Raw genomic sequence first — 13,755 nt, 5'->3', positions numbered from 1 at the left:
AATTAGTAAAAGTAAGTAAAAACAACAAAGGCAAAAGACAAGACCTGACCCTATCTAGAACCTCTATACCCATTCATTGTGACTTTTTGGTCATTGCTGTTTATCTACTAGACACCATCGTACTCACTTTAAAACTGCTCACGGTTGTCATTCTCAAACGTCTCTCCGTTGGATAATTAGCCTTAATGTATGTTGAAACTGTTTTTTCTCTCCAAGGCTGTGGTAGATGAGTCTGGGAAAAAAGATCGCCTATTATCTCGAAATAGTTCTCCATGCTCTTATTTTTACTTTCATTAAACTTTTTTGCTTCAGCTTGCATATGAGCAAACTGTGTATTTAGGTCACCATCATGATACCCTAAGCAACTGGCTGCACGCTCTAACACATAGCGCATTGCCTGTGGACTGTACCCAGCTTTGACCATAATATCCACAGCAACAACGTCAGCGGTTACTTCATTCGGAATCATCAAGTGATTGGTCATAAGGTGTCCTTGTGTATAATCATCCATAAAGGTATCCGCCACTTCTGCCCAAGCGATTGTGTTAAGGTAAACGTAGATATCTCTCGCTGCTCTATTAGTCTCGCGAGTCTTTTTTGAGCGAATTAGATTGATCTGCTGATTGTGAAGTAGAACATGATGCACCATTTCATGGGCGATGATAAAAACGATTTCATCAATATAATGAGACTCAGAAAATACTCCTGAAGTTAATACAATTTTGTTATTTCTAACCAATGCACCGTATATTTCCGATTCAGTAATTTCATATTGAACAGCAAGATCACATCCAAACACGCCATTAATACGGTGAGCAATATGTCTCACAATTTCTTCATTTTTTTCACTGTTAGAATTATTAACTACTTTGACGTCATTGCCTGAAAACTTTTCACATACATGGGCAATGTTCAAGGTGTCAAACGGAACCGTTTTATATTTAATGGCTGGTAACTCAATGTTCTCAACGTTGCCGCTTTCCATATAAGCTTCTCGGTCAAAATCAAAGTCTTTTATCTCATCAAGGTTCGCTATATTGTCCTTATGTTTTTCGTCGATATAGTCTTCAAACGCTAAATTATCGCTATTAGTAGTACAACCCAGGATAAAAATAACAACAAGAGCGAGGAGTTTATTTTGCATCGCATTTATCCATAATTCCATGAGTAGCATAGGTGTTTTTATCCGCCCTTGAGTTAAACTCTTTGTCTACACAAGGTTCGCTAACCGTTGCTCTCGCACTGAGTTTTAAATCCATCTGATGGATGTACTTTATTTGTCCATTAATATTTAACTTAACCATCCCCTCCTCCGTGAAATCTAACACTTTAATTGTCACTTTTTTCGGGTCTGGCAGTCTGGACACCTTAACGTAGTCACAGGTATCCATATCTGTTGCGCTTGTACAAACTTCAACCTCTCCAGAGTTAAACTGAATAACCGTATTATCCACTGCATAAGTTGGATAGGAAAAAAATAAAAAAATCATCAAGTAGAATAGTCTCATTTTTTCACCATTAATTTATCTCTTAAAATCAAAAATTCATTTACCAGTATTGATGCTTTACGCCTTGAATTTATTAATACCCATTGGTAAATATAAATAATCACTGGTTTAATTAGCATACTTGCACTAATTATTAATATGCTTATTAGAGCTATCCAGTTCGCTGGCCCTGCTGTGTATTGAAAGACAATAATCGAAAATACAACACTGATAATCACAACAAGAAATAATCCTGAAGAGGTCAGTAACTTTTTCATTTCATCGTCGCTATAAAGTACATAAGATTTTTTTAAATAGAGAGAAAAACCAATAACCACAGCATAAAGTAATATTTGAATCAAATCGTAATACGAGAAATTGCAATCCCCTACAATTGGGCATTCACCAATAACATTAGGCGATCGCCAGTACTTGGTATCCATAGATACTAAGTTTACAAATGCCATGGCGTGATAGAACACACCAGGTAACTGGTTATGAACGGGGGACACAACTAAATCTGAAGACCCCAGTAAGTCATAGCCGATAAACACCGCTCTGTTTTCTATCACTTTCCGCAAGTCTTGATTGCCCGTGGCATTTGGAGCTAAAAAATCGTCTGCACTCAGGGTTAAAATCGGCGGACACTTCACTCGATGTTCATCCATCTCTTTTTTGTTTTGAAAGCCATAGGTAACGTGTCTTCTAAATGCTTGGTACATACTACGCTGCTGAAACTCACACCCATCGGCTACATTCAAAAATGCCATTTGCTCGTTACTATTTTTATTGTTCCATCGAACCACCATTGATTCATCATAATTTTCTGAGCTTTGGAACAATTGACAGTTCGCACTTTCGCAATACCGTTCGTACATTAGCAAAGCGGTTGTTTTATGATTTTGCCCATCAAGGCTGATCATTAGTGGATAGCGGTTTGAAGGGCCGCGCCATGATACAGGCACTAGAGTGGTATTTTGGCTCAGCTTATATCTGATGTTCTCTTTGTCATTCAGTCGCCACTCTTTATCAAACTCTAAATCTTGTGCTAGATAAATGGGGTGACGTTCACTCGACTTTTTTAAATGCTTTAGCCAGTAATCTAACTCTTTTGAATGCTGGTAATTTTGGAGAATGTCGATAAAGACAGAGTTGGGATTGTGGCTACTTATCGATCTTAGAATCCTTGACAGGCTTCTATAATCTACTGGGTAGTTAAGGTGATATTTTTCTAGAGTATACTCATCGATTAACACCACTACAGCCGATTCTAAATTAGCATCAAACGTAGATGCCGTCGTGTCGAGATACAACATTTCACTCTGTTCTTGACTGGTATTTTTAAGACCCAATGGGTTAAACAGGATAAAAAATGCAATTGCTAGCGCTTTTAAACCCGATTCTAGAATCAGCTTAACTTTATGTTTACCTATAATTTGCATTTGTTCCCTAAACACAAAAATTGACTAAATATAAGTTACCATCAACACATCAACCAGACCAATTACATTGTATTAATGTAGATCTAACTCAACATAATAATTCTTACTATGTAGTGGTCTACAAATTCTAGACACTGATTTAAGCCAAATTTCGGCATGAACTGTGGCCGTTGCCTATTGTAGTAGTCCATCAAGTAATAGCTAATGTCTTTCTTTGCTAACCCACAGCTTGTATCAGTAAGGATACTGCGATTCTTCAATAAAGGTAATAAAGAGTATTAAGGGCATCTGCCCTGCTAGCTATAGATTTCGTAAGGTGTGTTACCGCGAGCTTAACATCCTCACTAGAAAATTCGCCATTGCGGCGTTTTTCAAGGTAGTTGTCATCATTCGCTTAGTTATTAACCTGTCTATCTCCAGAGTAGCATTACCTTCAAGCGCTGCGATGATTTTACTCATGACTACCCCTCTAATTGTCTTGGCTTAAGAGTGTTATAAAAACTCTGATGTGTCGCATATACCAAACTCCATATACGGGGTTAGGTCCTGCCTCTTGCTATCGATTACTTTTTGTATCTCAAAACTAGTAAATTATCTGAAATAACAGTTCAAGCCGTGGCCCATTTTGGGGCAAAAACAAGTCAACACGAACCTTGCAGACTTAAGGGCACAAAATGAACTACAGAAGTCAATAGAGCGAGTAATGGAGGTACCGTCATGCGCTGCTTTGCGATGGTCTATCCAACATATGATAACAAAAAAGCGAGCACAAAGCTCGCTTCTATCTATTTGATTTTAAATGAAATTAAAGCAACTCAACCAACTGCTGGGCAATCACAAATTCTTCGTTAGTAGGAATAACTAGTGCTTTCGCACCGAGCAACTCAGATGTTGCAATAACACCTGCGTTACCAAATCTTGCATCTTCGTTACCTTTCTCATCTTCAACAAAACCTAACAGTTTTAGGTTTTTCAAGATTTCACGACGAATTGGTAGTGAGTTTTCACCAATACCACCAGTGAAGATGATGCCGTCTAATGAATCCAGAGCCGCTAGGTAGGAAGTAATGTACTTCGCAACGCGGTAAGTGAAGATCTCAAATGCCAACTTCGCACGTGAATTCCCCGCTTCCATTGCTTCTAGTACACCACGAGCATCACTTGTCACACCAGATACACCTAAGAAACCTGACTTCTTGTTCATCATCTCGAACACTTCGTCTTTTTCCCAGCCTTTACGGAAAAGGAACTCGATAACACTTGGGTCGAGGTCACCACAGCGAGTGCCCATCATTAGGCCAGCTAACGGCGTCAAACCCATACTTGTATCAACACATTCGCCATTTTTAACCGCACTCACTGATGCACCGTTACCTAAGTGCACAGTGATAAAGCTGCTTTCTTCAACCGGCTTATCTAGCATTTTCGCTGCTTCACGGCTTACGTAGTAGTGGCTTGTGCCATGAGCACCGTAACGACGCACTTTATGCTCTTCGTAAAGCTCGTAAGGAAGTGCGTACATAAAGGCTTTGGCTGGCATTGTTTGGTGGAAAGCAGTGTCGAATACAGCAAATTGAGGCAGTGAAGGGAACGCCGCCATTGCCGCTCTCATGCCTTCAGCGTTCGCTTTGTTATGAAGTGGTGCAAGTTCAGCAAGGCGCTCTACTTCTTGAATAACTGTTTCATCAACTTTCACAGTTCCTTTAAAGGTTTCACCGCCTGCGACAATGCGATGGCCTACAGCGACAAATTTTGAGCTCAAACCTAGAGTTTCGAGTAGTTTTACCACTCGCTCAACAGCGTACTGATGATGGTTACCGCCAGCTGGAATTGCTTCAACGGTTTTTTCTCCCTGATATTTCCAACTGATTTCAGCTTCAGGTAGGCCAAAACACTCACCAATACCTGATACCAAAGCTTCACCGGTTTCAGAATCAATAACAGCAAATTTTAATGAAGAGCTACCAGAGTTGATCACCAGTACAAACGAATTAGACATGAAATAGTTATCCTGTTGTAGAGCAGAGGTTGTAATAGCGCTTGTGCGCTGCGTACTTCTTGTTTGCCCCTCTATTATTCAATAATTTTTTAATCTTTCAACAATCTTTTAGTAAAAGCGATTTGATTGAACAAATTTTGTTGATCTGTAGCAAGTTTTGATTTTATTTGAAGACTAAAAAATATCACTTGTTAAACATAATTTATGAATAGGTCAATTTGTACAAAGTCAGATATATAAGCTACGTTGTTTATTGGGTGAACAAAAATAACAAACCAATCAATAAATCGGGGTAATAATGTGCCCACTATTGCATTTCTATTAGTGATCTTAGGTTTGATTTTGCTCTGCTGGGGATGGCAGATGACAAAAAACATCTGCTCGAAAACTGACGTAACCGGGTGGACTTTCCTATTATTGTTAATCAGCTGTTTCATTTTTGCTTATGCCGTTTTTTTGCACGCTATCATGCAAAAACCTATTGCTTCTCTCTTAGAAACGGGGGTTTCTCTTATACTTTTTGGCGGCAGTATCTTTGTCGTGCTGGTGATTAAGTGGAGCAACGATTCAATATTAGAGCTTCATACCGTTGCTGAAAGAGAGAAGCGCAATGCCGTCCATGACGCTCTTACTGGGCTCCCTTATCGTAAATACTACTTTGAGTCTATCGAAGACATGACACAACCTGAAGGCCAATGACTGATTCAAATTATGAGATAACCTCAAAAACGTCGAAAGATTGATAATACGTTTCAAGGTAAGCTGGTTAATTTCTTTTCACAGCAAGCCGCACTGAAGGCTCCCGCTCTATCGTTGAGAACACGATTGCGCTAGCACATGGATTAGGGTATTCGGTCGTAGCAGAAGGCGTTCAAGACATGGACACACTGCATTTTTTGAGAAGTCGAGGCTGTGACATCATTCAGGGTTACTTGTTCTGCCCTGCCCTTAGACGAAGTAATAAGTTGGGTAAACAAACACGATGAAAAGCAAAACCGTATTAGACGCGCATAAAAAAGCCGAGCGCTTTGCTCGGCTTTCAATTCTTTTTGTAGCAACTTAAACCGTCGCTTTAATCACTCGTGATTATGCGTCTGTACGACGGCCACGACCGTGACCACGTTCACCACGATGTGCACCACGGTGATCACCACCACGGTTGCGATCGAAACGACGTTCGCCACCTTCACGATTACCATCGCGGTTGCCGTCACGGTTACCACGGAAACCACCTTCGCGACGACCGCCTTCACGACGATCACCACCACGATTGCCGCCTTCGCGGTTGCCACGGTAACCACCGCCATCACGACGACCACCATCGCGACGACCACCGTCACGGCGACCACCACGAGACTCGCGGAAATCATCGAAGTCACATACTACAGCACCAACATCTTGTTGACGGATACGTAGTTTGCTTAGCTTGTTCGCCGCGTCTGAAGTCATTGCTTTAGGTAGCTGTACGAATGTGTGACCTTGAGCTAGTTTGATCGCACCGATAGAACCTTTACCTAGACCTAGTTCGTTTGCTAGAGCGCCAACGATGTCTTTAACTTGAACGCCTTGCTCACGACCAACTTGAAGCTGGTAAGTATCCCAGTCTTGGTTGTTGAAGTTACGACCGCCGTCGCGACCACCTTCACGGCGCTCTTTACGACGTTGCTTGTCACGCTCAATTGCTTCAACCATTGGGTCTTCGCCAATATAGAACAGAGGACGTTTGCCTTGCTGACGCTTAAGAAGCATAGCAGCAAGTGTTGCAGGGTCGATGTCTAGAGAAGTTTGTAGTTTCTCTACCAACTCAGCAAATTTGTCTAGTGCTTTGTGCTCTTTCTCTGCTTCAAGCTCAGCGCCTAGCTTAGCTAGACGAGCTTCAGCAACTTGGTCACGTAGAGGAAGTTGGATTTCTTCCATAGATGACTTAGTTACACGCTCGATAGTGCGAAGCATACGAATTTGGTTAGTGCGAACTAGAAGGATCGCTTTACCTTTACGTCCAGCACGGCCAGTACGACCGATACGGTGGATGTATGACTCAACATCAAATGGGATGTCGTAGTTAAATACGTGCGTAATACGTGGAACGTCAAGACCACGAGCTACAACATCAGTTGCAACTAGGATGTCAATAACACCTTGTTTGATGTGATCAACAGTACGTTCACGTAGAGACTGAGGAATGTCACCGTGCAGTGCAGCTGCTTTGAAGCCACGTGCAGATAGCCAGTCAGCCAGACGCTCAGTATCTTGACGAGTACGTACGAATACGATTGACGCGTCAGTTTCTTCAGTTTCAAGAAGACGAGACATTGCTTCATCTTTCTCTACACCTTTCACTACCCAGAACTGTTGTTGAACTTTGTCTACAGTGTGGTTTTTACCAGCAACGTCAACCGTTACAGGGTCACGAAGGAAACGTTCAACGATCTTCTTCAGCATTGGAGGCATAGTTGCAGAAAACAGAACGCGTTGTGCTGACTCTGGAGCGTGCTCCATGATCGCAGTTACGTCATCTACGAAACCCATGTTTAGCATTTCGTCTGCTTCATCAAGAACGAAAGTACTAACTTCGTCTAGGTGTAGACGTTCGCGATTGATAAGATCTTGAACACGGCCTGGAGTACCGACAACTACATGAGCGCCACTTTTAAGAGCACGCATTTGGTCGACAATAGATGCGCCACCGTAAATCTCTAGAACTTTCAAACCTTTGATGTTTTTACCAAGGTTTTTCATTTCCGCTGCAACCTGAATTGCCAGCTCACGAGTCGGAGCAAGTACAATCGCTTGCGGTTTGCGTTGGTTTAGATCGAGTTTGTTGAGAAGAGGCAGAGAGAACGCTGCTGTTTTACCTGTACCTGTTTGAGCTTTACCCAGCGCGTCAGCACCTTCCAATAGGTGTGGGATTGCCGCAGCCTGAATTGGAGTTGGTGACACGAAACCCATTCCGTCTAGAGCAGAAAGGATAGAATCATTCAGAGATAAATCACTGAATTGAATAACAGAATCTTGCATTGGGATCCTACTTAATTAAACAAAAAAACAGTCCCATATGCTCTTCCAATTCGATACTGATCCATCCAGATACTGATTCCATTCAGACGGGAACACAGCACAGTACACAACCGCGATAAGCCATTAGGGACGACTAAGGGAGGCGGATTATTCCTTAAAAGCATAAAAAAATCCAGAAAAAATTGAATTACATCACAATTTATTCTCAACAATGGTATTTTTAGCATATTTTTCCACCAACCCTACCATTCCCCGTAGATTCGCGTAACTCACAGATGAGAATTTCATCAATATTTAAGCCAATTTCTCGTGGTTAAATTGGCAAAATTCACGGCGAAATTACGCTTCACAGGTAGTAATAATAGCTCGCAATGATTATAGTGTGCCCAACTCCATAGGTAATTTAAGAAAAGATGTTTCAAGATAACCCACTACTCGCTCAGCTTAAGCAGCAAATCCAAGAAAACCTGCCTAAAAAAGAAGGCTCAATAAAAGCCACAGATAAAGGCTTTGGCTTTTTGGAAGTGGACAGTAAGACGAGCTTCTTCATCCCGCCTGCGTACATGAAAAAGTGCATGCACGGTGACAAAGTCATCGCCATTATCCGCACCGAAAATGAACGCGAAGTTGCAGAGCCACAAGAGCTGCTGGAACAAGCCGTGACTCGCTTTATTGGTCGAGTAAAAATGTTCAAAGGCAAGCTCAACGTAGCACCTGATCACCCACAGCTTAAAAAGCTATCTCTTAAAGCGAAACTAAAGAAAGGTCTAAAACCTGACGAGTTCGCCGAAGGTGATTGGGTTGTCGCACATCTTATTCGCCACCCTCTAAAAGGCGATAACTCTTTCTTCGTAGAAATTTCTGAAAAAATCACTGACGCGAATGATAAAATTGCGCCTTGGTGGGTAACGCTTGCTCAAAACGATCTACCAAACTCTGAGCCAGCAGGCATCGATAACTGGGAACTGAAAGACGACGCGGAGCTAAAACGCGTAGACATGACTCATGTTCCATTCGTCACTATCGACGGTGAATCGACTAAAGATATGGACGATGCGCTGTACGCGAAGAAAACCGTATCTGGCGATTTCGACCTCACCATCGCTATTGCGGACCCAACCGCCTACATCACACCTGAAGATGAAATGGATAAAGTAGCGCGTGAGCGTGGCTATACTATTTATCTTCCAGGCCGCAACATCCCGATGTTACCTCGTGATTTAGCGGACAACCTATGTTCTCTGATTGAAGGTGAAACCCGCCCTGCTATTTGCTGTACCGTAACGGTAAGTAAAGATGGTGTGATTGGCGACGATATTAAATTCTTCGCGGCAAACATCAAATCACATGCACGCCTAGCATACGATCACGTGTCTGATTGGTTAGAAAACGGCAGCTCTGAAGCATGGACGCCATCTGAAGAGATCGCGACCATCGTTCGTGATCTTTATGAGTTCTCTCTTGCTCGCGCTGAATGGCGTGAGAAAAACGCAGTGGTCTTCCCTGATCGTCCTGACTACCGTTTTGAGCTCAGTGAAGATAACGATGTAATCGCTATCCACGCAGACATGCGCCGCAGTGCAAACCGTCTTGTTGAAGAATCCATGATTACCGCAAACATCTGTGCAGGTCGTACATTACGCGATAAATTTGAAACAGGTGTCTTCAATACGCATGCAGGTATCAAGAACGAGAAGATTGAAGAAGTGGTTCAACTTGTCAATCCAGAAGGCCAGTTGGAGTTCACAGCGGAGTCTATTGCTACGCTAGAAGGCTTTGCTGCGTTGCGCCGCTGGTTGGCAGCTCAAGAAACGTCTTATCTAGATAACCGCATTCGTAAGTTCCAAGCATACAGTGAGGTGGGTAATCAGCCTCTGCCTCATTACGCAATGGGTTTAGACATCTATGCAACTTGGACATCACCAATTCGTAAATACGGTGATATGATCAACCACCGTATGTTGAAGGCCGTCATCCTTGGTAAAGAACCCGTACAAAAACCAGATGACCAAGTAGGCGAAGAGCTAGCTCTACATCGTAAACATCATAAAATCGCTGAGCGAAATGTCTCAGATTGGCTATATGCACGCACGCTTGCTGATGAGCCGAGTAAGAAAACTTGTTTCACAGGTGAGATTTTCGATATTAATCGTGCAGGCGCACGTGTCCGACTTCTCGAAAATGGCGCAGCAGCCTTTATTCCTGGTGCACTAATTCTTGATAATAAAGAAAGAATTGAGTGCAATGGCGACAACGGTACCATCTCTATCGATAAAGAGGTCGTATACAAACTTGGGGATACATTGGAAATTGTCCTTACGGACGTAAACCAAGAAAACCGCAGTTTAGTTGCAAAGCCAACCCAGGTATTCGCTGAACAACCAGCAGCACAAACAGAACAGACTGTAAGTGAGTAATACCGAATGAAGTTAAAAGGCGCTCTATTGAGCGCCTTTTTTATTTGTTATGTAAAACGATAAGAAAGAGTATGCCGAACATTGAGATCATTCGCTTTAATCACTTCACTGCGCGCAAAAGTGAGCGTTACACTGCAACACATAATGGGTTATATATTGTTGAAGAAGGTGCCCTATTAGTTCATCAACCTAATGGCGAGCAATTTGAACTTAAAGCCGGAGATTTCACACTCTATAACTCCGCAGATCTGAGCAGTGCAGAAGCCGTCTCTAGTGACGGAGGCTTTAAAGCACTGGCTTTAGTCTTCAATCCAAATATATTCTGTGACTTTAAGAAAGCGCACCCGATGCTACGTTCCAAAACGGAAGAAAGGCGCTTCTATCCTTTTTCAACGCAATCCAGTAGCGAAGTAGCACAATTGAAGGACATGTTGGTTAAGTTAGCGAGTCGCAATGCTCCAGACTACACACAAAGCCATATCGCAATGGCATTGCTGTCGTTGATGGTTGAGGTAGAGCCAAACATCCTATCTATCATAGATGATGCAAGTAGCCTGAGCGACTCTCAAAAAGCCATTAAGTACATTGAGGGTAATATTGAAAAAGACATCACGCTAGAAGGCTTAGCGGCTCATATGAGCATGTCCATCGCAACCTTAAAACGTCGCCTCGCCGCAGATGATCTTTCGTTTTCTCAGATATTAAAGGTGAAACGGATAAACTTCGCAGCAACCCAACTGCGCAAGTCAGAAAAATCAATAACAGAAATAGCGTTTGAGTCTGGCTTTAAAAGTGCAGCGCATTTCAGTACAGCATTTAAATCCGTTTACAACATGACCCCCAAAGACTTTAGAAACCAAGTTGTTAGGCCTAAAGTATAAATCATGTCGGCATTCGCATCCGTTGGGCTCGCCCTATTCCCAAAAACACGCTTGAGGATCGCGCTCCAACTCGTTGAGTAAGTCCTCAAGCATTCGGCTAAATGGAAGTGGCTTATAAGGCACCCACCTTAACAGCTCGTTGTGATATGTGGGAACATAGAAATACCAAAGTTGGTTTTCCTCATCAAACATGATCTTCGCGACGGGAGAAGTATACTCGCTATGCTGGGAGTCGAGGAGAAAATGCGCCCGATGAAGCTCAACGCCATTTTCTACTAGCTCATAGAGGCACTTGCCCTGTTCGACAGGCAAGTTAGCATTACGCGCAGAGCAGAGCGATTGAACTGATTTGTATAAACGACTTGTCGCCATTTGGGACACTGACATCAACGTTCTCCCGATGGATGATAGTTAGAGCTGTCGATCCTAGTATATAACCTTTACATCATCACCGATGGTAGTTATCTACCTAACTCAAGTATAAGATAGCTATATTATCATTTGCCCAGATTATCATCTCAGTCCACTTGGAAACGCTAGCTCCATCACCTCTTGACTAGAAACAATTCCCCTGTTTAGCGCTAACAGTTCACAAAAGTGTAACCTGAACGCAATATCATAAACTCTGCTTTATCCCGTATATGGAGTTTAATATGTTACGTTTTACTGTGGCGACGTTATTGGCCATAGCAGTCTCCCTCCCTACCATTGCAAAAGAAATCAACATCTCGGGTTCAACGTCGGTTGCTCGTGTGATGGATGTACTTGCTGAGGAATACAACAAAACACACCCAGACGATTACGTTGCTGTTCAGGGCATTGGTTCGAGTGCTGGTATCACCATGGTCAATAAAGGAGTAGCCGAAATAGGCATGAGCTCTCGCTATCTGACTGAAAGCGAAAAAGGTGAAGATCTCAATGTATACCCTATCGCTTATGATGGCCTCGCTGTTGTTGTAAACCGTACCAACTCTGTAGAAAACCTTTCTCAGCAACAGCTGTTTGATATTTACAAAGGTAAGATTAAGAATTGGAAAGAGGTCGGGGGCGCAGATCAGCCTATCGCGGTGGTTACTAGAGAAGCGTCTTCAGGTTCACGTTACAGCTTCGAAAGCTTGCTGGGACTGACCAAAATCGTTAATGATCGCCTTGTCTCGGATATCAGCCCAAACAACTTGGTTGTAAACAGCAACAGCATGGTAAAAACCATTGTTAACCATAACACTCGCGCCATTGGTTTTATCTCTGTAGGGTCAGTAGATCGCTCGATCAAGGCGATTCAGTTAGATGGTATTGACCCAACCTCGACAAACATTAGCAATCATAAGTACAAGTTGGCGCGACCATTCCTAGTGCTATACAAAGTAGATAAGATTAGCGATGCAGGTAAAGGTTTTATCGCTTTCCTTCGTTCAGAGCAGGGACAAAAAGCGATTGCAGATTACGGTTATACGCCAGTAAAAAACTTTAATCAGTAAAAATGAAAAAGAGAGCACCCTGATGCTCTCTTTTACTATGTCGTGTTCTATCCGGTTTCGGAATTAGAAATGCAGTTGAATTACAGAGACCACAACCGCACCAGGTCGACGAATACCTTCAATTTCCACTTTAATTTCGCGCTCAATCTCCAAACCTTTTTTGATTGGCGTTACTTTTGTTAACGTGCTGACTGCACGAACATTATTGCCTGCTTTGACAGGGTAAGGGAAACGGACTTGGTTTAAACCCAAGTTAACTACCATTTTAGCTGTTGGGAACATTGGCTTGTCTGGATCGACTGAATCCGTCAGTTTAGGCAGCAATGCTAATGTTAAAAAGCCATGAGCGATAGTTGTCTTAAATGGAGATTCAGTTGAAGCACGCTCTGGATCGGTATGAATCCATTGCATGTCTTCCGTTACAGCACCAAATTGGTTAATACGTTCTTGAGACACATGAACCCAATCACCAGTGTGAATAACTTCGCCAATTTTTTCACTTAACTCGTCATAAAGCTTTTGAGCCTCAGGTGCCATTACGATCGGTGCAGGTTGAGGTGCAACTTCTTCGTTGACGGCTGGCTGCTGGTGATCACGAACTTTTGAGAAAAGAAAGCTATTTTGAGCTTTCCCCAAAAAGTCACTCCAATAATCGCGTAACGTTGGAGACATCCAATTCATAAACTCGGATTGATGAGCAGAAATCGCATCAACTTTGTCTTTAAATAGATTTGTGACCTTCATAAACACCCTTAAGAATTCTAAGCACAACTGGCTATACCAGTTAATTTTGAATTAGTTCACAAAGTCTTGCAAATACTTTCGGGCGAACACATGTACCCTAAAAGCATGTTATGTCTTATATATCAGCAAGATAACAATAAAACACCATTTTATTGACGTGCGCCAATATAAAGTATTGGCTCTATAAATTGGTACTTTTTGTCCCTTTTTCAGGCTTTGTTGCGTAATTCGATGGAACTAAATCAAGAAGCTACGATCTGAGCGGTTACGCCCATCAATCGTCGTAGCC

General features: G+C 42.4%; 10 protein-coding genes and 2 pseudogenes. 5 read left to right on the top strand and 7 right to left on the bottom strand.

All coding sequences use genetic code 11. The features are described 5' to 3' along the window. Positions 1–100: 100 nt before the first annotated feature. From R7Z77_RS20050 to R7Z77_RS20035, 4 genes are all read right to left on the bottom strand, one after another. Positions 101–1,144 (bottom strand): M48 family metalloprotease, encoded by a 1,044-nt coding sequence (locus R7Z77_RS20050; protein WP_025607733.1) that lies wholly within the window; start codon positions 1,142–1,144, stop codon positions 101–103. Further along, positions 1,134–1,508: a hypothetical protein gene (locus tag R7Z77_RS20045; RefSeq protein WP_050934935.1), complete on the bottom strand. Its 375-nt coding sequence runs from the start codon at positions 1,506–1,508 to the stop codon at positions 1,134–1,136. The genes R7Z77_RS20050 and R7Z77_RS20045 overlap by 11 nt, the downstream gene beginning before the upstream one ends. Further along, on the bottom strand, positions 1,505–2,929 hold the full coding sequence (locus R7Z77_RS20040) for a CHASE2 domain-containing protein (RefSeq protein WP_059678443.1): 1,425 nt from the start codon (positions 2,927–2,929) through the stop codon (positions 1,505–1,507). The genes R7Z77_RS20045 and R7Z77_RS20040 overlap by 4 nt, the downstream gene beginning before the upstream one ends. Positions 2,930–3,734: 805 nt before the next feature. Next, a complete protein-coding gene (locus tag R7Z77_RS20035; protein ID WP_318136799.1) occupies positions 3,735–4,928 on the bottom strand; it encodes an acetate/propionate family kinase in 1,194 nt (397 codons plus the stop codon). A 363-nt stretch (positions 4,929–5,291) separates the two neighbouring features. Here R7Z77_RS20035 and R7Z77_RS28935 point away from each other — a divergent pair. Together R7Z77_RS28935 and R7Z77_RS28930 are read left to right on the top strand one after the other, a co-directional pair. Next, positions 5,292–5,612, top strand: a pseudogene (locus tag R7Z77_RS28935) (GGDEF domain-containing protein); the annotation flags it as partial. A gap of 86 nt (positions 5,613–5,698) precedes the next feature. Then, positions 5,699–5,942: pseudogene (locus R7Z77_RS28930) on the top strand (EAL domain-containing protein); the annotation flags it as partial. Between the two features lie 72 nt (positions 5,943–6,014). Here the strand turns inward: R7Z77_RS28930 and R7Z77_RS20025 are convergent. Next, positions 6,015–7,946, bottom strand: coding sequence for a DEAD/DEAH box helicase (locus R7Z77_RS20025; RefSeq protein ID WP_005375680.1), 1,932 nt, complete (start codon positions 7,944–7,946; stop codon positions 6,015–6,017). A 413-nt stretch (positions 7,947–8,359) separates the two neighbouring features. Here R7Z77_RS20025 and rnb point away from each other — a divergent pair, with 413 nt between their 5' ends. Further along, positions 8,360–10,363 carry an exoribonuclease II gene (gene rnb / locus R7Z77_RS20020; RefSeq protein WP_318136798.1) on the top strand — a complete coding sequence of 668 codons (2,004 nt, stop codon included), beginning with the start codon at positions 8,360–8,362 and terminating at the stop codon, positions 10,361–10,363. A 71-nt stretch (positions 10,364–10,434) separates the two neighbouring features. Next, a complete protein-coding gene (locus R7Z77_RS20015) occupies positions 10,435–11,244 on the top strand; it encodes a helix-turn-helix transcriptional regulator (protein WP_017635750.1) in 810 nt (269 codons plus the stop codon). Between the two features lie 33 nt (positions 11,245–11,277). Here the strand turns inward: R7Z77_RS20015 and R7Z77_RS20010 are convergent, their stop codons facing one another. Next, entirely contained in the window at positions 11,278–11,631 is a 354-nt protein-coding gene (locus tag R7Z77_RS20010) for a DUF3024 domain-containing protein (RefSeq protein WP_017821084.1), read from the bottom strand. A 266-nt stretch (positions 11,632–11,897) separates the two neighbouring features. Between R7Z77_RS20010 and R7Z77_RS20005 the strand changes: the two genes are divergently transcribed. Then, positions 11,898–12,722: a phosphate ABC transporter substrate-binding protein gene (locus R7Z77_RS20005; RefSeq protein WP_017635752.1), complete on the top strand. Its 825-nt coding sequence runs from the start codon at positions 11,898–11,900 to the stop codon at positions 12,720–12,722. A gap of 63 nt (positions 12,723–12,785) precedes the next feature. Here the strand turns inward: R7Z77_RS20005 and R7Z77_RS20000 are convergent, their stop codons facing one another. After that, positions 12,786–13,466: a MaoC family dehydratase gene (locus R7Z77_RS20000; RefSeq protein ID WP_005375670.1), complete on the bottom strand. Its 681-nt coding sequence runs from the start codon at positions 13,464–13,466 to the stop codon at positions 12,786–12,788. Positions 13,467–13,755 lie beyond the last annotated feature (289 nt).

The organism is Vibrio sp. 1401, from assembly GCF_033340295.1.
Note: the sequence above shows the minus strand (reverse complement) of the source record. Positions and strands in the feature narration are given on the sequence as shown.